The 23,088-nt window shown below is 61.3% G+C and carries 19 protein-coding genes; 7 read left to right on the top strand and 12 right to left on the bottom strand.

Annotation, left to right across the window (positions count from 1 at the left end):
• Window positions 1-22: 22 nt before the first annotated feature.
• From DW112_RS08750 to DW112_RS08710, 9 genes are all read right to left on the bottom strand, one after another.
• Window positions 23-2,467 (bottom strand): DEAD/DEAH box helicase, encoded by a 2,445-nt coding sequence (locus DW112_RS08750; RefSeq protein WP_117797671.1) that lies wholly within the window; start codon window positions 2,465-2,467, stop codon window positions 23-25.
• Between the two features lie 116 nt (window positions 2,468-2,583).
• The gene (locus tag DW112_RS08745; protein WP_117797670.1) at window positions 2,584-3,888 is read right to left on the bottom strand and encodes an ATP-binding protein; all 1,305 of its coding nucleotides are present in this window, start codon (window positions 3,886-3,888) and stop codon (window positions 2,584-2,586) included.
• The gene (locus DW112_RS08740) at window positions 3,881-5,620 is read right to left on the bottom strand and encodes a TerB N-terminal domain-containing protein (RefSeq protein ID WP_233505685.1); all 1,740 of its coding nucleotides are present in this window, start codon (window positions 5,618-5,620) and stop codon (window positions 3,881-3,883) included. The genes DW112_RS08745 and DW112_RS08740 overlap by 8 nt, the downstream gene beginning before the upstream one ends.
• An 87-nt stretch (window positions 5,621-5,707) precedes the next feature.
• Complete coding sequence (locus tag DW112_RS08735; RefSeq protein WP_172622415.1) at window positions 5,708-6,424, bottom strand: DUF554 domain-containing protein; 717 nt, start codon at window positions 6,422-6,424, stop codon at window positions 5,708-5,710.
• A 118-nt stretch (window positions 6,425-6,542) separates the two neighbouring features.
• Window positions 6,543-7,973, bottom strand: coding sequence for a hypothetical protein (locus DW112_RS08730; RefSeq protein WP_117629646.1), 1,431 nt, complete (start codon window positions 7,971-7,973; stop codon window positions 6,543-6,545).
• 18 nt (window positions 7,974-7,991) lie between these two features.
• Window positions 7,992-8,270, bottom strand: a complete 279-nt coding sequence (locus DW112_RS08725) for a hypothetical protein (protein ID WP_117629647.1) — start codon at window positions 8,268-8,270, stop codon at window positions 7,992-7,994.
• Window positions 8,254-8,853, bottom strand: coding sequence for a hypothetical protein (locus DW112_RS08720; RefSeq protein WP_089573324.1), 600 nt, complete (start codon window positions 8,851-8,853; stop codon window positions 8,254-8,256). Before DW112_RS08720 ends, DW112_RS08725 begins: the two co-directional genes overlap by 17 nt.
• A 90-nt stretch (window positions 8,854-8,943) precedes the next feature.
• Window positions 8,944-9,453 (bottom strand): hypothetical protein, encoded by a 510-nt coding sequence (locus DW112_RS08715; protein WP_117647479.1) that lies wholly within the window; start codon window positions 9,451-9,453, stop codon window positions 8,944-8,946.
• The gene (locus tag DW112_RS08710) at window positions 9,450-9,746 is read right to left on the bottom strand and encodes a hypothetical protein (protein WP_089573322.1); all 297 of its coding nucleotides are present in this window, start codon (window positions 9,744-9,746) and stop codon (window positions 9,450-9,452) included. Before DW112_RS08710 ends, DW112_RS08715 begins: the two co-directional genes overlap by 4 nt.
• 346 nt (window positions 9,747-10,092) lie before the next feature.
• Here DW112_RS08710 and DW112_RS08705 point away from each other — a divergent pair, with 346 nt between their 5' ends.
• Genes DW112_RS08705 through DW112_RS08695 form a run of 3 tightly spaced genes read left to right on the top strand, consistent with a single transcriptional unit; the run spans window position 10,093 to window position 13,718 of the window.
• Complete coding sequence (locus DW112_RS08705; protein ID WP_118328791.1) at window positions 10,093-11,694, top strand: FAD-binding oxidoreductase; 1,602 nt, start codon at window positions 10,093-10,095, stop codon at window positions 11,692-11,694.
• 2 nt (window positions 11,695-11,696) lie between these two features.
• Window positions 11,697-12,512 (top strand): electron transfer flavoprotein subunit beta/FixA family protein, encoded by an 816-nt coding sequence (locus DW112_RS08700; protein ID WP_117786358.1) that lies wholly within the window; start codon window positions 11,697-11,699, stop codon window positions 12,510-12,512.
• On the top strand, window positions 12,513-13,718 hold the full coding sequence (locus DW112_RS08695) for an electron transfer flavoprotein subunit alpha (protein WP_118328790.1): 1,206 nt from the start codon (window positions 12,513-12,515) through the stop codon (window positions 13,716-13,718). It begins immediately after the preceding gene.
• On the opposite strand, the gene DW112_RS08690 is transcribed toward DW112_RS08695, so the two are convergent.
• Window positions 13,715-14,527: an HD domain-containing protein gene (locus DW112_RS08690; protein WP_118328789.1), complete on the bottom strand. Its 813-nt coding sequence runs from the start codon at window positions 14,525-14,527 to the stop codon at window positions 13,715-13,717. The two genes, DW112_RS08695 and DW112_RS08690, sit on opposite strands and share 4 nt — an antisense overlap.
• Window positions 14,528-14,653: 126 nt before the next feature.
• Between DW112_RS08690 and DW112_RS08685 the strand changes: the two genes are divergently transcribed.
• From DW112_RS08685 to DW112_RS08670, 4 genes are all read left to right on the top strand, one after another.
• A complete protein-coding gene (locus DW112_RS08685; protein WP_117629653.1) occupies window positions 14,654-15,346 on the top strand; it encodes an AzlC family ABC transporter permease in 693 nt (230 codons plus the stop codon).
• Window positions 15,336-15,659: an AzlD domain-containing protein gene (locus tag DW112_RS08680; RefSeq protein WP_117797665.1), complete on the top strand. Its 324-nt coding sequence runs from the start codon at window positions 15,336-15,338 to the stop codon at window positions 15,657-15,659. The genes DW112_RS08685 and DW112_RS08680 overlap by 11 nt, the downstream gene beginning before the upstream one ends.
• 150 nt (window positions 15,660-15,809) lie before the next feature.
• A complete protein-coding gene (locus DW112_RS08675) occupies window positions 15,810-16,832 on the top strand; it encodes a 2-keto-3-deoxygluconate permease (RefSeq protein WP_117797664.1) in 1,023 nt (340 codons plus the stop codon).
• Window positions 16,833-17,022: 190 nt separating this feature from the next.
• Window positions 17,023-18,165, top strand: a complete 1,143-nt coding sequence (locus DW112_RS08670; RefSeq protein ID WP_158571748.1) for a diguanylate cyclase — start codon at window positions 17,023-17,025, stop codon at window positions 18,163-18,165.
• A 101-nt stretch (window positions 18,166-18,266) separates the two neighbouring features.
• Here DW112_RS08670 and DW112_RS08665 read toward each other — a convergent pair whose 3' ends face one another.
• Window positions 18,267-19,202, bottom strand: coding sequence for a DMT family transporter (locus tag DW112_RS08665; RefSeq protein ID WP_117655185.1), 936 nt, complete (start codon window positions 19,200-19,202; stop codon window positions 18,267-18,269).
• Window positions 19,203-19,301: 99 nt separating this feature from the next.
• Window positions 19,302-23,048 carry a phosphoribosylformylglycinamidine synthase gene (locus tag DW112_RS08660; protein WP_118328787.1) on the bottom strand — a complete coding sequence of 1,249 codons (3,747 nt, stop codon included), beginning with the start codon at window positions 23,046-23,048 and terminating at the stop codon, window positions 19,302-19,304.
• Window positions 23,049-23,088 lie beyond the last annotated feature (40 nt).

Raw genomic sequence — 23,088 nt, 5'->3', positions numbered from 1 at the left:
CCGTCCCAAAAAAAGACTGGTCCTAGGCGTGGTCGCACCAGCTGCGGACACGCTGCTTCATGCCCTCTATGTCGAGCACGCCTTCGGCAAAGCCCTTGCGCACGAGCTCTTCGGGAACAAACTCGTCGTAGCGGTCAAAGTAAGGCACCTCGCCAGGATAGACGAGCTCGATGGGATCGAAGTCCTTCTCGGCCTCGGCGGCGAGCACCTCAAAGAACGTCTCCTCGTCGGCCTTCATCTTAAACTGCATAAAGTACGGGCGTGACGAGTCGAGTCCGCGAAGGCCCAGCTCCGCGGCACATTTAATCTTGAGCATGCGCTCGAGCGCCAAAAAGGCGTAGCTGCCCAGCCAGGGGAAGAGCACCCAGGTATCGCCGCCCAGGTTGATGAGCGGCTTGGTTCCCGCACCCGAAATCTCGGCCGTATGACGAGCCTGTGCTAAGCGGGCCCGTGCGTTACCCATAAGGTACGGATATGCCGCGTGCTCGTTGAGCGCCTTGCGCATGCGCTCGAGTACGTGTGTATTGATGTCGCCGGGGCAGTCGCCAAAGTAGGCCGGCACCCGGCCCTTGACCTGCGTGGCAAAGACGGTGTGGCGCCTCCAGTCCACTTCCTCGACAATCCAGCAGTGTCCGGCGATGGCGATGCGCTCACCGGGCGGTGGCGGATTGACGATCGTGCCCAACTCGGCCGACTCGCTGCGAACGGTGAACTCCTCGTTTTCCTGGAATACGGCGTAGAACTTAAAGTTGTTAATGATGCGCTCACCCGCGAGACCCACGATGAGCCCACCGCCCTCGGTGACCTGGATATGGTCGATCTTAATGAGGTGACGTAGCAGCACACGGTAATCGTCTGCCGAGACACGGTGGAAATAGCTGAGCGTGAGCACGCGCTGGGCAAGTTCGGCCGGCGTGAGCTCTCCGGTGCTGGCGAGGGTCGACATGGTCTGGTGATAGAGCAGACTGTAGGGGAGACGATCGAGCTCGGGTGGCTCGACCCACTTTTCCTCGCGATAGAGTTGTACGAGCGCGATACCCTGCAGGAGCTTCCAGGGAATGGTTTCGGGCATCATCGCGCGCGGCTCGGGCTCTTCCTCGCGCATGACAAACCACATCTCGGGCGGAAGATCGCGACGGCCTGTGCGCCCCATGCGCTGCAAAAAGGAGCTGACGGTAAACGGCGCGTCAATCTGGAAGGCGCGCTCCAGGCGGCCGATATCGATACCGAGCTCCAACGTAGAGGTGGTGACGGTTGTCTGCGTCTGCTCCTCGTCGCGCATGAGCTCCTCGGCCGTCTCGCGTAGCGATGCCGAAAGATTGCCGTGATGGATGAGAAAACGGTCGGGCTCGTGCCGGCTCTCGCAGTAGCTGCGCAGCATGGAGCACACGGCCTCTGCCTCCTCGCGCGAGTTGGCAAAGACCAGGCATTTGCGGCCGCGCGTATGCTCAAAGATATAGCCCATGCCGGGGTCGGCGTTGTCGGGCGCCGTGTCGGTGGGGTTGAGAAGCGCCTGCTCGGTCGCTCGTGGGATGTCGACTTCGCCCTCGGGGGCCGAGGAAGTGCGACGGTCTTTGGGAGCGGCCTTGCCCCGCGCCTGCTCACGACGTTGACGGTGTTCTTCCTGTGTAAGCTGTCCGCTGTGGCACATGTCTTGTCCGGATGCGGGCAGCGCCGCGGGCGCCGCCGTCTCAATACGCTCGCAAGCAAGCACCTCGGCTTCTTGTGGACCTGTGCCTACGAATCCTCGTTGCTGAGCCTGGGGGCCCGAGTTGTAGAAGTGCTCCATGGAGATGCGCCACACGCGGCGCGGTTCCTCAAAGCGGGGGATAACGCAGTCGCGCCCCGTTCCCTGCGAGAGAAAGGCGCCCGTGCGCTCGGGGTCGCCGATGGTGGCCGAAAGGCCAATGCGGCGGGGCTGCACGCCTGCCATGCGTGAGAGGCGCTCGATAAGACAGAGCGTCTGCCCGCCGCGGTCGCCGCGCATGAGCGAATGGACTTCGTCGATAACCACATAGCGCAGGTCGCAAAACATACGAGGGATCGCCATGTGCTTATGGATCAGGAGCGCCTCGAGCGACTCGGGCGTAATCTGTAGGATGCCGCTCGGTTTTTTGATGAGTTTGGCCTTGTGTGATTGCGAGACATCGCCATGCCAGTGCCAGACGGGGATATCGGCTTCTTCGCACAGGTCGTTGAGGCGGACGAATTGGTCGTTGATGAGCGCCTTGAGGGGGCCAATGTAGAGGGCGCCCACGCTTGCGGGCGGGTTCTCCCAAAACTCGGTCAGGATGGGAAAGAAGGCTGCCTCGGTTTTGCCGGAAGCCGTGGATGCCGTCAGGAGCACATTGTCCTGTGTGTTGAAGATGGAATCTGCCGCCGCAACCTGGATAGAGCGCAAGCTCTCCCAATCGTGGGAGTAGATGAAGTCTTGGATAAACGGGGCGTAGCGGTCAAAGGCGTTCACGGGGCCTCCTTTCAACAACGAATCTCTCAACGCGGCTGGCAACGGCTTGCTGCATTACTGCTTCAACGTTCGCCCAGATAAAACCTACCAAAATAAACCTGTCCATTTTTGGCAGGTTAGATGGTGAACTCGGCGAAATTGCGGTCGCCGCCTGCGGTATCGGTGTCGCCTGTTGCGGTCGCCGGCGCTAGCGTGTCGCCGCCGACGCTTTGCAGCAGCTCGGCCACGTTGGCGTCGGGGTTTTGGCATAGGATGTCGAGCAACTCGATAAAGTCACGAATGACCTCGCGCGGCGTCAGGTGCGTGTCGGCTCCCACACGACCGAACTCAATCTTGAGGAAGTCAACCAAGTCGTTTTCGGTCAGCGTGGGCGTCCAGCCAAAGTAGCCGGCGTGAATTTGCATGAGTTTTTCGATCAGCACCAGCAACTCCTCGTAGGTGAGTGGTTGCAGGCGGATGATGGGCGCAAGCATGTCCTTAAGGTCCTCGCGCGCAAAGCGGCCCTGGGCGAGTCGGCTGCGTAGGGCCTCGTAGGAAAACACACCGCGGCGGCGGTCCTCGATGGAGGTCGGCGTGCCGCCCATGATCATGCCCAGGTACTGCGCCTTGCCCTGAAGTGTGTCGTTGTACATGGTCAGGATCTTCTCGTAGTTGTACTGGCGCGTGATGGCGTTGGGAATCTTATACAGATTCACGAGCTCGTCGATGAGCACCAGCATGCCCTTGTAGCCGCTGCAAACCAAAAAACGCGCGATGAGTTTGACGTAGTCGTACCAGTCATCGTCGCTGATGATGGTTGAGGACCCCAGTTCGGCGCGAGCCTCGCTCTTGGTGCGGTATTCGCCGCGGATCCATTTGGTCACGCGGCTCATGGCCTCTTCGTCGCCCTCGGATACGGCCGTGCGATAGCGGCGAAGCATGCGGGTGAAGTCGAAGCCGTGGACCATCTCCTCGAGCGGGGTCAGTTGGGCATTGACGACCGACTCGTCGACGTTGGCACACGAGGCGACCCAGCGATCCAGAATAAGGTTGAGCGCACCGCCCTCGGGGCGCGTCTTGGTCGATATATTGCGGATGAGCTCGCGGTAGGTGGCAAGGCCCTGCCCCTGACCGCCCTGCAGGCGTCGCTCGGGCGACAAGTCGGCATCGGCGACGACGAATCCCTCGCCCATGGCGTGCGTGCGGATGGTCTGGAGCAAAAAGCTCTTACCGGCGCCGTAGCGACCGACTAAAAAGCGGAAGCTCGCGCCGCCATCGGCGATGAGACTTAAATCGGTGAGCAGGGCGCGGATCTCGACCTCGCGCCCTACGGTGATGTAAGGAAGGCCGATGCGCGGGACCACGCCGCCCTTGAGCGAGTTGAGAATGACGGCAGCGACGCGCTTGGGCACGCGGGGTGCTGCGGATGCGGTATCACTCATGGTCTAGGTATCCTCTCACGTCTGCTTCGTAGTCCTCGATAATCTGCGGCCCTGCCGCGCCGAATTCGATAACGGTGTCTCCCACCAGGTCAAAGAGCGCCTCGTTGATGGTATCGACAAGCATGTCCTCACTCTTGCCCGACTGCGCCACCGCCGATGCCGTCTGCGCTGCGTTTTGCTCGAGTAGTGCTCGAAGATAGGCGTCTGCGGCGGGATCGAGTGCGGACGCGGTGTCAGCGGACGTGGGTGCTGGTGCGAGGAGCGGGGCCACGACGCCAAACTGCTCGGTGGAGATGGTCGGCTCGCTAGCCTCGTCCTGCTGCATGGTCGTCGCGACTGGTTCGGCGATCGTGCCGGCCACGGGCTTGGCTTCCCGTCGTTCGGCAACTGTCACCTCGGCATCCGCAAGCGTGCCGTCCTCGCGTTCCTCGTCGATCAAAAGCGCTTCGCGCGTTTGTGCGGCAGCGCTCCGAATGTGCCCCAGCTGGCTCAAATCGATATCGATCTTGACGGGCTGGTGTGCGGCGTCCCACGAAAGCCATGCCACAATCTCGTCATCGATAATCTTGGCCAGATATTTGGGGACCTTTTCTTCCTTAAGGGGATGGGCGGGGTCCAGCGCCAGGCGCAGGCGTTGGTCGCAGGCGCGCATCATTTCACCGAGCTTGCTGCTCTTTTGCCTGCTACCGTGAATCCGCATGCATTCCCAAAAACCGTTTTGGCAACGGTAGATATGGATGGGGTCCAGACGGTATTCGCAGTCCTCGTGGCGCTCGGGCGCAAAGAATACGGCCGAGGCAAACATGGTGTAGGGCATGGCCGTCTCCTCCCCAAATAAACTTGCCACGATGCCGGTCTTTCGGTGCGTGTCATAGTAGCGCGCCATGCGGACATACACGGCGCACGCCACGTGGCGCAGATCACGGTGGTGGCTGCGGTCGAGCCGCGAGCTACTTAGGTTGTACGTGGAGAGGGCGTTGATGGCGGCCATGAGTCGCTCCTCGCGCACCTCATCGGGCGGAAGGGGGAGCGTGGGCTCGGAGGTTTTGCGACGCTTAGGGGTCTGGCCGGACGGTGCCGGTACAAGGTCTCGTGCCGCGCGCCGCAGTTCGATAAGGGCGTTATCGAACATGACGGTTTTAGAGTCGCGAAGCAGCTTGGGGTCGAGCCCGTGGAACACGGCGTAATCTTGCAGCCACACGCGCGCAAACCGGTCGATGCCGGGCTCGAAGGCGCGATAGACATCCCAAAAAGCCTTGATCTTGTTAAAACCATCGAGTGGATTATCTACGCCAATGCCGCAGATCAGCTCATAGAGATACAGAAAGGCAAAGGACGTAGACGTTTCCTCGACGGTTCCGCGGCGCACTTGGGCACGCCAGGTAAAGTAGCCGCGCAGTTGCCGGTCGCTCATGGCGTTGTAGGTGGGAAAGTACGACTTAAAGGTGCCGTTGTAGGGACAGTCGTCCTCAAAGTCGGCCATCAGCAGGCCCTGGCGGTAAAAAAGCTCGGCTTCCGAAAGCCAGCGGCCCGCACCGCCCTTGGGGTCATCCTGCCAGCGCGATATCTCGCGCATTTTACGGTACTGGTCGGGGAGGAAATTCTGCATCTGTCGGCCGGTTTTGAGAATCGGCTCGTCTGCGTAGGTTTCGTTTGAGAAGCGGGCGGACTGATGGGTCCGGGCCTCGGCCATAATGCGCTCGATGAGCATCTTGATGTCCTGGTCGGCCACCGCTCCTCCTCTCGAACGCAGCTACGGTGACCTCATATCATAGCACAGCATCAAACAGATGTTCGAGATACCGCTGCGTTGCTAGATTTAGAACAGGAGGGCGTATATGACGGCGATGACGACGGAGGGAAGCATATTGGCCGTGCGGAAGGTCTGAGGACGGATGAGGTTGACGCCGACGCAGAAGATGAGCATGGAGCCTACGAGCGAAAGGCTGTTGAGGGCTGCTGTGGTCATGATGGGGGAGAGCGCGCCGGCAAACAACGTGATCGTCCCCTGGAACACGGCGACGGGCAGGGCGGAGAAGATGCAGCCGCGGCCAAGCGAGGCCGTCATGGTGCAGACGATGATGCAGTCCAGTGCGCCCTTGAGGGCAAGCGTTGACCAGTCGCCGAGCAGGCCGTCCTGGATCGATCCCACAATGGCCATGGCGCCGATGCACACGGTGAGTGAAGTCGAGACAAAAGCGTTGGTGAACTCGTTATCGCCCTCACTGCCAGTCTTGCGCTTGAGCCATTCGCCAAGGTTCTCGATGGCGGCCTCCAAGTTGATGGCCTCGCCGATGAGCGAACCGAGCGCAAATGAGACGATGAGCATGGTGGTACCGGTGGTCGCTAGCGCCTTTCCATCGATGATGAGCATCTTTTGCATGGTGCCGCCCAGGCCGATAAACAGGACGCACAGCCCCGATGCTTTCATGAGCGTGTCTTGGATGCGCGGTGTAATGAAGCGGCCGCCCGCTAATCCCAAAAGACCGCCCGCAACTAAAAGCGCAACGTTGATGATTGTTCCCAAGCCCGGCATGAGCCCTCCTGTATTGATGCCAACGTGGCAATCGTAGCAGAACGAAATGCGAGGCACATCGCGACTCATCTAATACGTTATATAAGTGGTATTAGGAATGATGCGCAGCATTTAAGCCTCAGGTGGTTGTCGGGACATAGGGGTAGTAGTCAAAGCGCAGTGTCATAAGCCGCTGCGGGGATTCAATAGCCGCGGCGATGATATTGGCATCGCGGGCACGATCAAACCCTTCGAGTTCGATCTGATACGAGACGTCTTGCATAATGTCCAGACGTCGCCAGGCTAGAAGTGTGTCGCCATCGAATTCCAAGGTCTTGCCTCCGTCTGGGGCAACGGCGTATAGACGCAGTTTAGCGGTGGTTGCAGGGTCGACAACCGTGACCTTTTTAATTTCGTTTCGAGTATTCTTGGCGCCCAACAAGGTGAGCAGTGTTGGGGCCACGACCTCGCCCGATGGCAAAAAGACGACTTCGATGGATTCGGGAAATGCGATGATGGCCGACTTGCGGACGGGCTGATTGGCGGCGGCAACTTCGATGTTTGCAGCATCGATGACCTCTGTGTGGTCGAGGGCGGCAAGCACGCAGCAGTTACCTTCATCGATCTCCTGAGGATCAGCAAGTCCCAGACTGTCCGCGAGCTCGGGATCGTTTGGATCGGTAGCGGGCTCATTCGGTGCTTCGAAAGAAGCTGGGACGCTGTTTGTCGGCGACGGCGTGTCGCCCGCACCTGCTTCTTTGTCCGTGCTCTCTTCTTGTATGGTTGCGTTGATGGGTTCGTCGTTTGAGGGGAGCGTCTTGGCGTCAAGCGCGGAGGGGACAATCCCGATGGCTCCGGATCCGTTCCACTCCATCTCGAGAAGCGCCGGGTCGGCAAGAATGCGTTGCCTGCCTAGCGTGTGGGTATCGATCGCAATAGGGCCTGCCTCCGTCCCGCGCGTAAGGCTGAGCGATCCGGCCGGCTTCTCGAAATGAATGTCTGTGTCTTCGGTACTGGCGGCGTAGAACAGCAGGGATGCTTCTCCCGCCGCGATGGCATCGGTGCCCGCCTTGGTCAGCCGCAGCGATGCCGTGAATGAGAGGGTGGGCTGCACATCGTCTGCATTCGCGGCGGCGCAGCCCAGACATATACCGCCTCCTTTCTCGAAAAACGCACCGTCGAAGGCGACCTTCGCTCCGTTCGCCGAGTCATCGACCGAAGCGATATCGATGCGCAACCCCAAATCGCACGGATCGCCATCTGCATCGAGCACAATCGAGCGCCATGTGCAGACGGCGCACCCCGCCTGGGAGCCGTTTGCCTTGTTCGAACGATTGATATCCACGACTATCGAGCCGTCCGTATTACGACGAAGGCATCCCGAGGTTGAGATTGCGGCCTGTGCGAACGAAAAACGCTTGCACGCAATGGCGCTCGACGGATTTGGTGCGGAGCTTAGGGCTGCTGGTAAGGAGTCTGCCATGACGGGAGTCGCCCAAGCGGCGACAGGCGTTCCGGTTGCGAGCGCGCCGCAGAGTGCGACGACGGGCAAAAGGTTCTTCGATGCCATGGGGTCTCCTTAGCTAATTTAGTGCGGCCTGTCCGTGTTTCGTTTCTGGCTGCGTTTGATGTGCAGACCGAGGCCGGCGGTTCCCGCACCTGCTGCCGTGGCGCCTGCTGCCAAGAGCCATCGTCTGTCGTCTGTCTGTGCCAACGGTTCCTTGCAGTTGCCGCGGTCGAGCTCCGAGAGGTCGACCGTCACTTGCGTGGCGGCCTGCGCCTGTTCTTGCTGGGCAAAGGCCATGGCTGGCCCAAACGCTAGGATACTGACGGCGGCCAGGGCGACGGCCTTATGCCGTGTGCGCACCGGGCTCGACCGTCCAGGTGATCGTTGCAACCTGATCGCCTTCGCCGGTTACGCGGAAGATGTCGCGCGTGACGCGGGCGACGTTTCCGCTTGTCTTGAGCTTAATTTTGTCCGTGCCGCCGGCAATGCCCTGGTAGCCCATGTCGAAGGCTGCATTCTTGGAAAGATCGAGGCCCGTCTCCTGCATTGCGGCGCTGGCGTTCTGGAGTGCGCCGTCGGGGCCGACCTTAAAGTCGATGGAATTCTGCGCGGTTCCGGCCTTGGCGTCGGCGGCAATGGTCCAGGTGTTCATGGCGTCGATCTTCATGTTGGTGACATGGATGCCGTAGGCCGAATGATTGTCGATGGTGGTCGCGTCTTCTGAGGGGCCCTGAAGCGTGCCGTCGGCCTTGGCGACGAAGGGAATAACCGTCGGAACTTTGAACTCTACGTTGTCGATCTCGGTCCTGACCATTACTTTCGTGGTTCCAACGCGCCCGGCTGCCAGAGCTGGCGTCGGGGCGGCGCCCATTGCGAGCGCGAGCGCGAGCCCTGCGCCCACGACGAGCGCTCTGGCTCCGTTCATGTTCCTGGTGATGTCCATGGTCGTTCCTTTCTATTCGCCGCGGGCCGTCCCCGCGATGATTGGACGAATGCTGGTGAATTGCGTGCGGTGTCGCGTCGGCCGAAAAAGCTAGTTCTCGGCTTGCTCAACCCGTACCTTGACACGTGTCGGATTGCCGTGGCTGTCGAGGGTCTTGGCATCGAGTGCCTGGATCTCGATGTATGCCTCGCCTTCTTTGATGTCGCCGGCGGGGCACGTCTCGATTGTCTTGCCGGTCTCGACCACACCGGATTCGTACATGGTCTCGTCGTTTTGGATGACGCGGAATCGCTGGGGAAATTTATTGTCTTGGACGTTTTGCACGTTGACGCGCAGCTTGCCGTCCTCCTGTAGCTGAGCGACCGGCGCGACCGAAATCGTCATCATGTTGTCGCGGACGATGGCATCGAGCTCATCTTGGATTTCTTGTCGCGATTTACCCTCTGCCGTCGTGACTGAGGCGCCCGCTTCGGGCACGGGCTGCGACTGCCAGGCGTATAGTCCTACGGCGACAAGGGCGCAGACGATAGCCAGACAGACAACGACGAGTTTCTTGCGACGCCCCAGTCCTGCGAGGCGGGGCGGCTTCTTCGCACTCATGCGGCGTCCTTGGTGGTGTAGACACGTGCGAACGTGGACGGGTCCGCTCCAAAGAGCATGTGAAGCATCAGGCGGCGCGAGTAGATGAGCTCGTCAAAGTCGTGAGGGAGCTCGATGTCGTGGATACGCGCGATGTGGTGGGCGAGCGCCGAGAACGACTCGGGGTCGCAGATAACATCGGTGGTGACGTGGTAGACCGCCGTATCGGGGAACGCCTCTTCGTCGAAAGGCAGGAGATAGGGATCGTCGTCGACCTCGATGGCGACGCCGTACTGGGGCCAGTAATATGCCATGGGAACCTCCCTGCTTCTGGGGCCAAAACTTCTATCGGTTTTGGCTGTCGACGCCGACCGTATCAGCCGCTACTTGACCAATTTCTGACCAAATGCTTGACGGATTGACATCTCCGCAGGTAAAAGGTGGAAAAAATTACTTCAACTTTTTTCGAGCGACAATCGAGCGGTCGGCGACGGCGGGGCGATATGTGTCAAAAGCATCGTCTGCCGAGGAAGCCTTGCCGTTCGCCGAATTGCACAAACGTAAAAATCGCCAATTATGGAGACGGTCTCGAACACGTCGACGAAACGATGCGGTAACATCTCCCTGCAAACACTGTAGTTAGCTAAAGGGGGAGTTCGCGTGTCTGCAACCATTAAACCCTTCACCGATGAGTTCGAAGAGTATGGCCGCGATGAATCTCGTGCATCGGGCGAAGCATCGAGCATCTCGTTTCCGACAACGGAAGACGAGGTCCGTGCCATTTTGGAAACGCTCCATGCCGAGCGTGTCCCGGTAACGGTTCAGGGCGCCCGAACCGGCCTTGCCGCCGGTGCCGTGCCCCACGGTGGGCATATCCTCAATACTTCCCGTATGAATCGCTACTTGGGCCTTCGCCGCGATGAACAAGGCCAATTTCTGCTGCGCGTGGAGCCGGGCGTTGTGCTCTCGGAGCTGCGTAAGCAGCTGAGCAAGAAGGTACTGCCGACCGCTGGTTGGGACCAGGCATCGCTTGAGGCCTACGAGGAGTTCCAAGAGTCCCCCGAGCAGTTCTTTCCCACCGATCCCGCCGAGGCATCTGCCTGTCTGGGTGGCATGGCGGCATGCAACGCCTCCGGCGCCCGCAGCTACGCTTACGGCCCCATGCGCCCGCATATCACGGGACTCCACGTCGCGCTGGCTGATGGCGATTTGCTTGAGCTTCAGCGCGGCGAGGCTTTTGCCCAGGGCCGCCACCTGTCGCTCGTGACGGCAGAGGGCCGTACGCTCGAGCTCGATCTTCCCGGCTATACCATGCCCGAGACAAAAAATGCCTCAGGCTATTTCGTTGCGGACGATATGGACGCCATCGACCTCTTTATCGGCGCGTGCGGCACGCTCGGCGTTATCACCGAGCTCGAGATTGCCCTGCAGGCGGCGCCTGCGGTCGTTTGGGGTGTGAGTTGCTTTTTCGATAGCGAGGACAAGGCGGTGTCCTTTACCGATTCCGTGCGCCCTGTCCTGTCCCATGCGGCTGCCATCGAGTACTTCGATGCTGGCGCCCTGGATATTCTACGTCGCCAGCGCGAGCAGTCGACGGCGTTTGCCTCGCTGCCGGCGCTCGACGACGAGGCAAAGGTCTGTGTCTACGTGGAGCTCGATTGCGATGACGAGGCGCAGGCGACCGAGGAGCTGTACCACTTGGGATGGGTGCTGGAGCTTGCGGGCGGCCGCGACGATGCGACATGGGTCGCCCGCACCGAAGTCGATCGCGAGTGCCAGCGGTTCTTCCGCCACGCGGTGCCCGAGAGCGTCAACATGCTCATCGACGAGCGTCGCCGCACCGACCCCACCATTACCAAGCTGGGATCGGATATGTCGGTGCCCAATGCACGCCTTGCCGATGTCGTGGCCCTCTATCGCCGCACGCTGGCCGAAAGCGGGCTTGAGTCTGCTGCCTGGGGACACATCGGGAACAACCATCTGCATGTGAACATCCTGCCGCGCGATGCGCAAGACTACCGTCGTGGTGGAGAGCTCTTTGCCCAGTGGGCTTCCGAGGTCACGGCCATGGGCGGTGCCGTTTCTGCCGAACACGGCGTCGGCAAGATCAAGGCGGGCTTCTTGGAGACGATGTACGGCCACGAGGCCATGGTCGAGTCGGCGCGCCTCAAACTCCAGCTCGATCCTGCCGGCCAGCTGGGTCGCGGCAACCTGTTTACGGAGAAGCTCTTGGATGAACTCGTCCAGAAAGGGGGCGCGTGAAGATGAGTGATTTCCATATGGTGGTGTGCGTCAAGGCGGTGCCCGGAAGCACCGAGGTCAAGATGGACCCCAAGACCAATACTATCGTGCGTGATGGCAAGCAGGCGGTCATTAATCCCTTCGATGCAAGTGCTCTCGAATGTGCGCTAGCGCTGAAGGACGACTTTATCGGCTTTGGCATGGACGTGCGTGTGACGGTGGTGTCGATGGGCATCCCCGCGACCGAATCGCTGCTGTGCGACTGCATCGCCCGCGGTGCCGACGACGCGCTGCTGCTGACCGACCGAGCCTTTGCGGGCGCCGATACCCTAGCCACCACCTATGCCCTCAAATGCGGCATCGAGGCACTCGATGAGGACTTTGACCTGCTCATCTGCGGCAAGATGGCAGTGGACGGCGATACGGCCCAGATCGGCCCCGAGCTGGCCGGCGCCTTTGGGGTCCCCTGCGTGACCGACGTGAGCTGTGTGCAGAGCGCGGGATTTACGACGTGTGGCTCGCTGGCGCTCGTCCACGGCTGCGATGCCGGCGAGGAGACGGTGTACCTGGAGATGCCGTGTGCGATGACGACCGCCAAGGAGATTGGCCAGCTGCGCATGCCGAGTATTGCCGGTATTCGCGCGGCCGAGGATGCAGACGTGCGTGTGGCCAGCGCTGCCGACGTAAACGCCGATCCCTCGCGTTGCGGCCTTGCCGGATCACCGACGCAGGTCGTGCGCTCGTTTGTGCCCGACCGTGACCAAACGTGCGAGGCCGTTGAGGGAACGGCGTCCGAGCAGGCGGTAAAACTTGCCAAGATTATCGAGGGGATGGCATAGATGAGCGGGCTGATTATCGATAGCGAAGCCTGTATCGGCTGCGGTCGCTGCGTTCGCGCCTGCGCCTCGGGCGGCATTGTGGTGGAGGGTGAGCGCCCCAATCGCTGTGCCCGCGTAACCGACGGCTGTATCCTGTGCGGTGGGTGCGTCGACGCCTGCCCCGTCAACGCCATCTCGATTGAGCGCGACGAGGCCGCCGGCGCGGCAGACCTTGACGCATATCGAGACATCTGGATCTTCGTGCAAACTGACAAGCACGATGCCGTGGCATCCGTGGCCTTCGAGCTCATGGGCAAGGGGCGCGAGCTTGCCGATGCCCGCGGCTGCCGTCTGGTGGCACTGGTCGGCATGAGCCCCGAGGGCTCACTCGGGGACCTGGAGCATCTGATTTGCGCCGGTGCGGACGAAGTTCTGGTCTGTCGTGACGAGCGCCTGCGTCAGAACGACGCGGAGGTCTACGCCTGCTTGATCTGCGATTTGGTAGCCGAGCGCAAGCCCGAGGCCATTCTGTACGGCGCGACCGCCTTTGGTCGCGAGCTGGCGCCCGGTGTGGCCGTGCGCTTGCAGACGGGCCTTACGGCCGATTGCACGGTGCTTTCTATGGATACGGAGACGGGACTGCTGCAACAGACGCGTCCGGCGTTTGGCGGCAACCTGATGGCCACCATCGTCTGCCCCAATCATCGTCCCCAGATGGCAACGGTTCGTCCCGGCATCTTTAAGGCACCCGACTTTGACTACGGCCGCTCCGGCACGATCACCCAGATATCGCTTGCGGATGATGCTAAGGCCCGTGTCGAGATCTCGATTCCCGCCGAGGAGTGGGGGCAGCAGGCCTCGATCGCCGATGCCGAGCGCCTGGTCGTGGTGGGTCGCGGCATTGGTTCCAAGAAAAACCTGCCGCTGATGCGAAGGCTCGCCGAGACTCTGGGAGCCGAGCTTGGTTGCACGCGTCCCATTGTGGAGGCAGGCTGGTTGGAGTATCGCCACCAAATTGGCCAGACGGGTGTATCGGTCTCGCCCAAGCTCCTCGTGAGCATCGGTGTCTCGGGCGCTATCCAGCATCTCGCCGGCATCGGTGGGGCGGAGTGCATTGTCGCCATCAATGAGGACCCGGATGCCCCCATCTTTGGTGCCGCCCAGTACAAGGTCGTCGGCGATGCCGTTGAGATCGTTGAGGAGCTGCTGGCTCAGCTTGAGCGCTAAGCGCGCGTCAGCCAGTCGCGCATCTCGTCCTTTAGGCGGCTCCAGGTTGCCTGCGTGGCGGGGTCGGTAAAGGGCCGCGTAATGCCAAAGGGCGCGTCGAGCAGGCGATAGATATCGCCTTGCTCGCGCGCCAGTGCACGGCTTGCCGGATGGACGAGCTCAAACATAAAGCAGATGAGCCCCACCAGGTAGTCCGCCGGCTCGTTGCGCTCGTCACGCGCGACGCAGCGATGCTCGTCAAAGGCGGTAAGCGCCGGTGTCGAGAAGTGGCTGGCGAGAAACGTGTCCTCATCCACCTTGAGGATGGTCTCGACGGTGCTGTCGGCGATGGTGCGCATAATGTCGATCTTGTCACCATCGCGCACGATATCGCAGAAGCTTCGCGTGCGCACGTCGAGCTGCGCGGGTAGACGGAAATCGCTGTGATAGGCGATGCTCGCGCGGATGAGCTCGTCGTGCTCTTCGGTCTCGATAAAATCTCGGATGTTTGTTGTGACAGGCGCGTCGTCGGGGTTCTCGCCAAAGAGGACCCCGACGCCCAACGCCGCATGGCTCATGCTTTCGGCATCCTTAAACGTATCCCAGCGTCGCAGCTGCTCAAAGCGGCCCATATCGTGTAGCAGGCCGCAAAGCCATGCCAGGTCAATATCTTCTGACGACCAGCCCTGTTCGTGTGCCACGGCATCGCATGCCTCGGCAACGTGGTACGTATGCTCGATTTTGAGCGCGATGCGTGGGTTAGTGGCGTCGTAGGCATCGGTGTAGCTTTTGAAGGCCGCGCGCGCCCGGTCTCGATCGATAGCTGTCATAATGACTTCCTAAAAAGTTGTGTCTTTCGATCCGGTGGCAATTGTAGGTGAACTCGGTTGCTGTCGGATGATGATTCTGCCGTATCGCTACATGCGGCTCGGAGACCTTGTCAGGATGAGAAGCGTATGGTGCTCAAAATCGTTAGAACCGTCTGGCCGGTGATGCTTACCTATGTTGCAATAGGCGCGCCGTGCGGAATGATCATGGGGCAGACGGGAATGGAACCCTGGATGGTCTTTGCCCTGAGCAGCACGTTTGTGACGGGCAGCGGCCAGTTTATGATCTGCAACCTGTGGCTGGCGGGCGTGCCTGCAGCATCGATCGTCGCGAGCGTTGCTGCCATCTCCTCGCGCTTTGCGCTTTACTCGGCATCGATCGCGCCGCATCTGACGGGTGCCTCGAAGCGTCAGACGCTGGCTGTTGCCGCGACACTTACCGAGGAGGCATATGGCATCTCGCTTGCCAAGTTGGTTGAAGGGGAGGATTGGGGCCCGCGCGAGTCCTTCGTGCTCAACGTGATTCTCATCGCAACATGGGGCGTTTCGTGTACGATGGGCGCCATCGTAGGCGCCGTTGTCGATGTTCCCACCGCCATTGCAGCCTTTGTCTGCACCTCGCTCTTTATCTGCCTGCTCTTTTCGCAGCGGCTGTCGCGCGGCAACGTTGTCGCGGCGGTTTCGGGCGCGGTGTCCGTCGCCGTATGCAAGTTCTTGGGCCTCACGAATATTGCCGTGCCGGCAAGCGTCGTGGCCGGCATTGCCATTGCGTTGGCGTGCGATGCTGTATTTGACGGAAGAGGTGCCCGCGATGCCCGTTAACGAGTTCTTGGTTCTGTGGCTGTCGTCGTGGGCTGCTATCGCGTTCTTTCGCATCGCGCCGGCGCTCGCCTTGCGCGGGCGGACCCTGTCGCCCCGCATTACCGAGGCCCTGGGCTATATCCCGCCCGCCGCCTTTGCCGCGCTGGTCGCCAACGACTTGGTGAGCCCCGGCGCGTTCGACGCGGGACTCTGGCCTGCCTTGGTTCCCTGGATTGCGGCCGCCGGCGTCGTGGTCGTGGCGGTCAAGACAAAATCGATGCTGTGGTGCTGCGTCTCGGGCATCGTACTCTATATTGTCTTGAGCCTTATATAGGGGTGGCGTCGCGGGCGCCGAATCTCGTTCCATCCCAACTCGTCGGATTTTTCACCGAGCTGGTCTATTTCTTCTGGTACCATGGTCAAACTTTACTGTAGCAAAGCGTGACGTGGGCTTTTGTGCCCCGTCAGCGGAAATGGGGGTTTCATGGCACAGGAAGCGACCGCCAACGAGCAAAAGAAATTCAAGGTCCCGCGCATCCCGGGCGACATCATGATCTATCCGATGATCGTCGGTCTTTTGCTCAACACCTTCTGCCCGCAGGTTTTTGAGATCGGCGGCTTCTTTACGGCTGCCTGCCGCGGTGGCTCCAATACCATCGTCGCCGCGATCCTGCTGTTTGTGGGCGCCGGCATCAGCTTTAAGTCCACGCCGGGTGCCATCAAGACCGGTATCGTCGTGCTGATCCCCAAGCTGGTCGTCGCAGCGGCTCTCGGCCTGGGCGTGGCATATTTCTTTAACGACAACTTCCTGGGTCTGAGCTCCGTGTCTATCATCGGCGGCATCACGTTTTGTAACATGGCGCTCTATACGGGCATCATGGGCGAGTTCGGCGATGAGTCCGAGCAGGGCGCCGTCGGTATCCTGTTCTTTACGGCTGGCCCCGCCGTCACGATGATCATCCTCGGTGTTTCCGGCCTCGCCAACATTCCCATTGGCACCATTATCGGCTCCATCTTGCCACTCGTTATCGGCATGGTTCTGGGCAACCTGTTCCCGTTTATCAAGAACCTGCTGGTTCCCGGTGCCAATCCCGCGATTGCCGTCATCGGATTTCAGCTCGGTGCGTCCATGAGCCTGTCGAGCTTTATCACCGGCGGTATTTCCGGCATCTTGCTGGGCCTTGTCACGCTGTTTGTCGTCGGTCCCATCACCTTTGCGTTCGAGCGTCTGTGCGGCGGCAATGGCAAGGCCGCTGTGGCTTGCTCCACCATTGCCGGCACGGCTATGACCACGCCGGTTGCTCTTGCTGAGGTCGCGCCGCGCTATGCCGAGCTTGCGCCCACCGCGTATGCGCAGATCGCCACCGCCGTCATCATCACGGCCATCATGGCCCCGATTCTGACCGGCTGGGTCGATAAGAAGTTCTGCCACGGCGAAGAGGATCTGTCGGTCGAAGGCGTCGAGGCTATTGAGGAGGCCGTCGCGACCGACATCGACGGCGAGTAATCGTCGACGCGAGTCAATCAAGCCGGCGTGTGCAATTCGCGCCGTATGGGTGCCCGAACAGAAACTGTTTTGCAGTGATGTTCGGGCGCTCTGCTATTATCCCCTTTACCCCTGCGGAGTAAAGGGGTGTTTATTGCCCTGATTCGAATTGGGCGATTCTGACCACTTGGATATTGAAGGGATGGCGCTAGTGGTTAAGGCACTCAAGATTGAGATATTCGTGCTATGCATGATTGTTCTTATCGGGCTTGCCGTACGAAGCCGTCGCTCCCTGTTCTCTAGCACCCAGCAGCTTTTGTTTAGCATGCTGGGCTACACGTCTGCTGCGTACATATTATTCGATATGATCTGGACGCTTTCGGACGGTGTGGACGGCACGTTGGGCATTGCTGCCAACTGGATTTCCAACGCGGTTTCGTTTTCGCTCTTTGCTATCGCGTGTCTCATTTGGTTTATCTATTCCGAGACGGTGCAGGGTTCTCGCCTTTTGACCTCGCGCTATAGGGTGGTGCTTGTAGCGTTGCCTACGGCTCTGGTGGTCGTGCTGGCGTTTACCAGTTACTGGACGCACGCCCTGTTCTATATCGATTCGCAGGGCGTGTATCGTCGCGGCTTTGCCTATATGATCCAGCCCATCGTCAGCTACTGTTACGTTATACATACGTCCCTACATGCGTTTGTGCAATCTCGCAGGGTCGAGAGCCTGCAGACGAAGGCCATCTATCGAACCTTGGCATTTTTCACCATTCCGGCCCTGGTGGGCGGTACCTTTCAGGTCGTATACTCGGTGCCCGGCCTTTGTGTCGGCATAATGATTAGCATGTTGCTGCTCTACATCATCTACCAGGAGCAGCTCATCTCGACCGACCCGTTGACTGGACTTAACAATCGCAACCGTTTTGAGACCTATATGCTGTCGCTCTTCTCAAATGTGGATCAGGCCGAAGATGTATATCTGCTTATGATGGACGCCGACGGCTTTAAGCAGATTAACGATCGCTATGGACATGTGGAGGGCGACCATGCTCTTCAGGTTGTTGCGACGGCGCTCAAGGATGTCTGTTCGCCGGCTGGTGGCTTTATCGCACGTTATGGTGGCGATGAGTTCGTGGTGCTCCAAAAGGCAGCGGCGGAACAGGACATCATGCGTCTGTGCGCGGCAATCAACGATGAACTCGCACGCGCCGAGGTGCCGTATCTGTTGCGGATGTCCATCGGCTATGCACGGGTCGGTGATGGTGTCGATACCTGGCAAGATTTGCTTCGCGCCGCCGACGCGGAGCTCTACCGCGTAAAGTACGAGAAGAAGAAAGCTGGCGTCCAGATACGCTAGAAATAGGGGCGCACGCTTGCGTGCATGGTGGCCCTCGGCTCTCCGATGTATTCCATTAAACTAAAGTATGTGAATCCCCTCTGCTAAATAAGGGCAGTTCGCTAGGCCTTTTTAGGCCTGTTGACGATGATGATGCCGCCGCAGACCAACAGCAGGGCAACTATAACGGTAACGGGGCTCGTGCCGGCGCCCTCGCCGAGCAGCAGCGCACTCAGCAGCACACCAAAGACGGGGTTCATAAACCCAAAGACCGAGACGCGGCTGACGGGGTTGACGGCAAGCAGGCGCGACCATAGCGAGTACGCGATGGCGGAGATGAGTGCCATATAGATAATGAGCGCGATGGCGGGGATGATCGCGGTGGGGGAGAGCGCGCCGCCCATCAAAAACCCGATGGCGGTGAGGACCAGGCCGCCGACCAAGAACTGCCACCCGGCAAGCAAGACACCGTCGTGCTCGCGCGAGAAGATGCCGATCAGGCAGGTCGACAGGGCACCCGCGACGGTGGAGGCCAGGATAAAGCCCTCGCCGTCGAGCGTAAAGCCAAAGGTGCCGTCCGCGCCCGAAAGGTTGACGAGCGCGACGCCGGCAAAGCCCAGTACACAGCCGAGCACCTTGGCCGCATCGAGCTTTTCGGTGCGAAACGCCAGGGCGGCAAAGAGGATTGCGAGGAAGTTGGCGCTGGCCTCGATGATGGAGCTCGACATGGCACTGGCGCGCGAGAGTCCCAGGTAGAAAAAGAAGTACTGCCCGATAGTCTGGAAGAGTGACAGGATGCAGATGGGCTTGATATCGCGTACCTGTGGGACGAGCGGGCGGCGCTGAGCTGTGCTCATACCGACGATAACCAGGATGCCGGCAAGCGTGAAGCGCAAACCTGCAAAGAGTAGCTGCGAGGCGCTATCGTGCGCCGGGATCCCAAAGAGTGCGTAGCCGATCTTGATGCAGGGAAAGGCCGATCCCCAGAGTGCACAGCAAACAAGACAGCCCAGGATGAGTCCGGGCAGGGTGGCGAGATACGGCTTGCGGCTTTCCATGATGTCCTTCCTACATGCGCGAAGCAAAAAAGAACCCGCCACCGGATGTGTCGGTGGCGGGTGTTGTTACCCGAGGGGATTGTACCCGATGGGAAAGGCTTAGGCGAAGTAGGCTACGCCGCTCTCAAAGATCGGCATGAACTTGTCGCCGGGGACATGCTCGGGCACGTTGCGGTACAGGTTGTCGCCGCGACGCTCGGCATGGCCCATCTTGCCCAGGACGCGGCCGTCGGGGCTCGTGATGCCCTCGATGGCGAGTGCGGAGCCGTTGGGGTTGACGGAAAGGTCCATGCTGGGCTTGCCGTCCTCGCCCACGTACTGCGTGGCGACCTGGCCGTTGGCGATCAGCTGGGCGAGCACCTCGTCGTTGGCGACAAAGCGGCCCTCGCCGTGGCTGATGGCGACGGTGTAGGGGTCGTCGAGGCTGCACTGCGACAGCCACGGGGACAGGTTGGACGAGATGCGGGTGCGCACCAGGCGGCTCTGATGGCGACCGATGGTGTTGAACGTCAGCGTGGGCGCATCGGGCGTGGCGTCGACGATGTCGCCGTAGGGTACCAGGCCGAGCTTGATCAGGGCCTGGAAGCCGTTGCAGATGCCCAGCATCAGGCCGTCGCGGGCCTTGAGCAGGTCGCGAACTGCCTCGGTGACCTCGGGAGCGCGGAAGAACGCCGTGATGAACTTGGCGGAGCCGTCGGGCTCGTCGCCGCCCGAGAAGCCGCCGGGGATCATGACGATCTGGCTTTGGCGGATGCGACGGGCAAGCTCGTGGGTGCTCTCGGCGACGGCCTCGGGCGTGAGGTTGTTGATCACGAAGGTGTCGGCCTCGGCACCGGCGGCGCGGAAGGCGCGGGCGCTGTCGTACTCGCAGTTGTTGCCGGGGAACACCGGGATAATCACGCGCGGGCGGGCGATCTTGGCGCCGCCGTACACGTGGATATCCTTGGCGCGGAAGTCGATGGTCTCGACCTCGGGGGTCTCGTCGGCGCTGCGGTAGGCAAAGACGCCCTCGATGCCGCTCTCCCAGGCCTCCTGGAGCTCGGAGAGCTCGATGACCTCGGAGCCGGTGTCGATGACATAGCCCTCGACGGTGGTGCCCAGGGGCTCGACGACAACGCCGTCGGCGACCTCGGGCAGCTCGGCGTCATCGGCGAGCTCGACGATAAAGCCGCCGTAGAGCGGGGTGAAGAAGCTCTCCACGTCCACATCCTCGGCAAGCTCGATACCGATCTGGTTGCCGACGCACATCTTAAAGAGGCTCTCGGCGCCGCAGCCGTAGCCGGGCGTGGAGATGGCCAGGGCGTTGCCGGTAGCAGTGAGCGCCTCGACGGCGTCAAATGCGGCGAGCAGCTGCTGGGCATCGGGACGGTAGTCCTCGCCGTAGGTGGCGGGGGCGATGCGGACGACGCGGTGCGTCAGACCCTTGAACTCAGGGGAGACAGCGCGCGCCGCGCGGCCCACGGCCACAGCGAAGCTGATCAGGGTCGGCGGAACGTTGAGCTCGCCGGCCTCGTCCTCAAAGGAGCCGCTCATGGAGTCCTTGCCGCCGATGGCGCCGGCACCCAGATCGACCTGGGCCATAAGGGCACCCAGGACGGCTGCCATGGGCTTGCCCCAACGCTCGGCCTCGGTGCGCAGGCGCTCGAAGTACTCCTGGAAGGAGAGGTAGGCGCGCTTGTGCTCAAAGCCGGCGGCAACGAGCTTGGCGATGGACTCGACCACGGACAGGTAGGCGCCCGCAAACTGGTCGGCCTCCATCAGATAGGGGTTGAAGCCCCATGCCATGGCGCTCGCCGTGGTGGTCTCGCCGTCCACGGGGAACTTGGCGACCATGGCCGAGCTTGGGGTGAGCTGCGTCTTGCCGCCAAAGGGCATGAGCACGGTCGCGGCGCCGATGGTGGAGTCGAAGCGCTCGGAAAGGCCCTTGTTGGAAGCGACGTTGAGGTCGGTGACGAGCGAGGTCATGCGCTCGGCGAGCGTGGTACCGGCCCAGCTGGGCTGCCACACACTGCGGGCGCAGACGTGGACGACCTGGTGCTTGGGCGCACCGTTGGAGTTGAGGAACTCGCGGGACAGATCGACGATGGCGACGCCGTTCCAGGCCATGCGCATGCGCGGCTCGGCGGTAACCTCGGCGATAACGGTCGCCTCCAGGTTCTCCTCGGCGGCGTAGCCCATGAACTCCTCGACGTCACCGTCGGCGACGGCGCAGGCCATGCGCTCCTGGGATTCAGAGATGGCGAGCTCGGTGCCGTCAAGACCGTCGTACTTTTTGGTCACGGTATCAAGGTCGACATACAGGCCGTCGGCAAGCTCGCCTACGGCGACCGAGACACCGCCAGCGCCAAAGTCGTTGCAGCGCTTGATCAGACGGCAGGCATCGCCGCGGCGGAACAGGCGCTGCAGCTTGCGCTCGACCGGGGCGTTGCCCTTCTGGACCTCGGCGCCCGATGTCTCGATGGACTCGGTGTTCTGGGTCTTGGAGGAGCCGGTGGCACCGCCGATGCCGTCACGGCCGGTGCGGCCGCCCAACAGGATGATCTTGTCGGTGGGGGCGGGGCACTCGCGACGCACGTGGTTTGCCGGGGTAGCGCCCACGACGGCGCCGACCTCCATGCGCTTGGCGACGTAGCCGGGGTGATAGAGTTCGTTGACCTGACCGGTGGCAAGGCCGATCTGGTTGCCGTAGCTGGAGTAGCCGGCGGCAGCAGTGGTCACGAGCTTACGCTGCGGCAGCTTGCCCTCGAGCGTCTCGGACACGGGGACGGTGGGGTCGCCGGCGCCGGTGACACGCATGGCCTGGTACACGTAGCTGCGGCCCGACAGCGGGTCGCGGATGGCACCGCCCACGCAGGTGGCGGCACCGCCGAAGGGCTCGATCTCGGTCGGGTGGTTGTGGGTCTCGTTCTTAAAGAGGAACAGCCAGTCCTGGTCCTCGCCGTCGACATCGACCTTCACCTTGACGGTGCAGGCGTTAATCTCCTCGGACTCGTCGACATCGGTCATGACGCCGGTCTTCTTGAGGTACTTGGCGCCGATGGTGCCCATGTCCATGAGGCAGACGGGCTTGGTGTCGCGACCGAGTTCGTGGCGCATCTCCATGTAGCGGTCGAAGGCCTGCTGCACCACGGCGTCGTCGATCGTCACGTCGTCCAGGACGGTGCCGAAGGTGGTGTGGCGGCAGTGATCGGACCAGTAGGTGTCGATCACGCGGATCTCGGTGATGGTGGGGTCGCGATCCTCATCGCGGAAGTACTGCTGGCAGAAGGCGATGTCCGCCTCGTCCATGGCAAGGCCGCGCTCGGAAATAAAGGCGGCAAGGCCGGCTTCGTCGAGCTCGCGGAAACCGTCGAGCACCTCGACGGGCTGGGGCTCGGGGGTCTCCATGTACAGCGTCTCGGGCAGGTCGAGCGAGGCGATGCGCGCCTCGACGGGGTTCACCACGTAGTGCTTGATGGCATCAATGGCGGCCTCGTCCAGAGCGCCCGAGATCATATAGACCTTGGCGGAGCGCACGGCGGGGCGCTCGCCCTGGCTGATGAGCTGCACGCACTCGCTGGCGGAGTCGGCGCGCTGGTCAAACTGGCCAGGCAGGAATTCGACGGCAAAGACGGCGCCATCGCTTGCGGGGAGCTCGTCGTAGGTCACATCGACCTGGGGCTCGCTAAAGACGGTCGGCACGCAGGACCGGAAAAGCTCCTTGTCGATGCCCTCGACGTCGTAGCGGTTGATAATCCTCAGGGCCTCGATGCCCTTGATGCCGAGAATTTCGGTCAGCTCGCCCTTGAGCTGCTGAGCCTCGACGTCGAACCCGGGTTTCTTCTCCACGTAGATACGAGAGACCATTGGTTCCTGCCTTCCTGATCGGTTGGGCGTACGGTACGGT

It is taken from the genome of Collinsella sp. AM09-41 (assembly GCF_003473245.1).
Lineage (GTDB): Bacteria > Actinomycetota > Coriobacteriia > Coriobacteriales > Coriobacteriaceae > Collinsella.
The sequence above is the reverse complement of the archived record's forward strand: the minus strand, read 5'-3'. Positions and strand labels throughout refer to the sequence as shown.

Bases quoted from the DNA above. Each gene is read 5' to 3' on its own strand.
- DW112_RS08730 (WP_117629646.1), bottom strand. From the start codon at position 7,973: ATGGCATCGAAGAACCTTTTGCCCGTCGTCGCACTCTGCGGCGCGCTC.
- DW112_RS08715 (WP_117647479.1), bottom strand. From the start codon at position 9,453: ATGAGTGCGAAGAAGCCGCCCCGCCTCGCAGGACTGGGGCGTCGCAAG.
- DW112_RS08695 (WP_118328790.1), top strand. From the start codon at position 12,513: ATGAGCGGGCTGATTATCGATAGCGAAGCCTGTATCGGCTGCGGTCGC.
- DW112_RS08680 (WP_117797665.1), top strand. From the start codon at position 15,336: ATGCCCGTTAACGAGTTCTTGGTTCTGTGGCTGTCGTCGTGGGCTGCT.
- DW112_RS08710 (WP_089573322.1), bottom strand. From the start codon at position 9,746: ATGGCATATTACTGGCCCCAGTACGGCGTCGCCATCGAGGTCGACGAC.
- DW112_RS08735 (WP_172622415.1), bottom strand. From the start codon at position 6,424: ATGCCGGGCTTGGGAACAATCATCAACGTTGCGCTTTTAGTTGCGGGC.
- DW112_RS08675 (WP_117797664.1), top strand. From the start codon at position 15,810: ATGGCACAGGAAGCGACCGCCAACGAGCAAAAGAAATTCAAGGTCCCG.
- DW112_RS08690 (WP_118328789.1), bottom strand. From the start codon at position 14,527: ATGACAGCTATCGATCGAGACCGGGCGCGCGCGGCCTTCAAAAGCTAC.
- DW112_RS08700 (WP_117786358.1), top strand. From the start codon at position 11,697: ATGAGTGATTTCCATATGGTGGTGTGCGTCAAGGCGGTGCCCGGAAGC.
- DW112_RS08720 (WP_089573324.1), bottom strand. From the start codon at position 8,853: ATGGACATCACCAGGAACATGAACGGAGCCAGAGCGCTCGTCGTGGGC.
- DW112_RS08665 (WP_117655185.1), bottom strand. From the start codon at position 19,202: ATGGAAAGCCGCAAGCCGTATCTCGCCACCCTGCCCGGACTCATCCTG.
- DW112_RS08745 (WP_117797670.1), bottom strand. From the start codon at position 3,888: ATGAGTGATACCGCATCCGCAGCACCCCGCGTGCCCAAGCGCGTCGCT.
- DW112_RS08660 (WP_118328787.1), bottom strand. From the start codon at position 23,048: ATGGTCTCTCGTATCTACGTGGAGAAGAAACCCGGGTTCGACGTCGAG.
- DW112_RS08685 (WP_117629653.1), top strand. From the start codon at position 14,654: ATGGTGCTCAAAATCGTTAGAACCGTCTGGCCGGTGATGCTTACCTAT.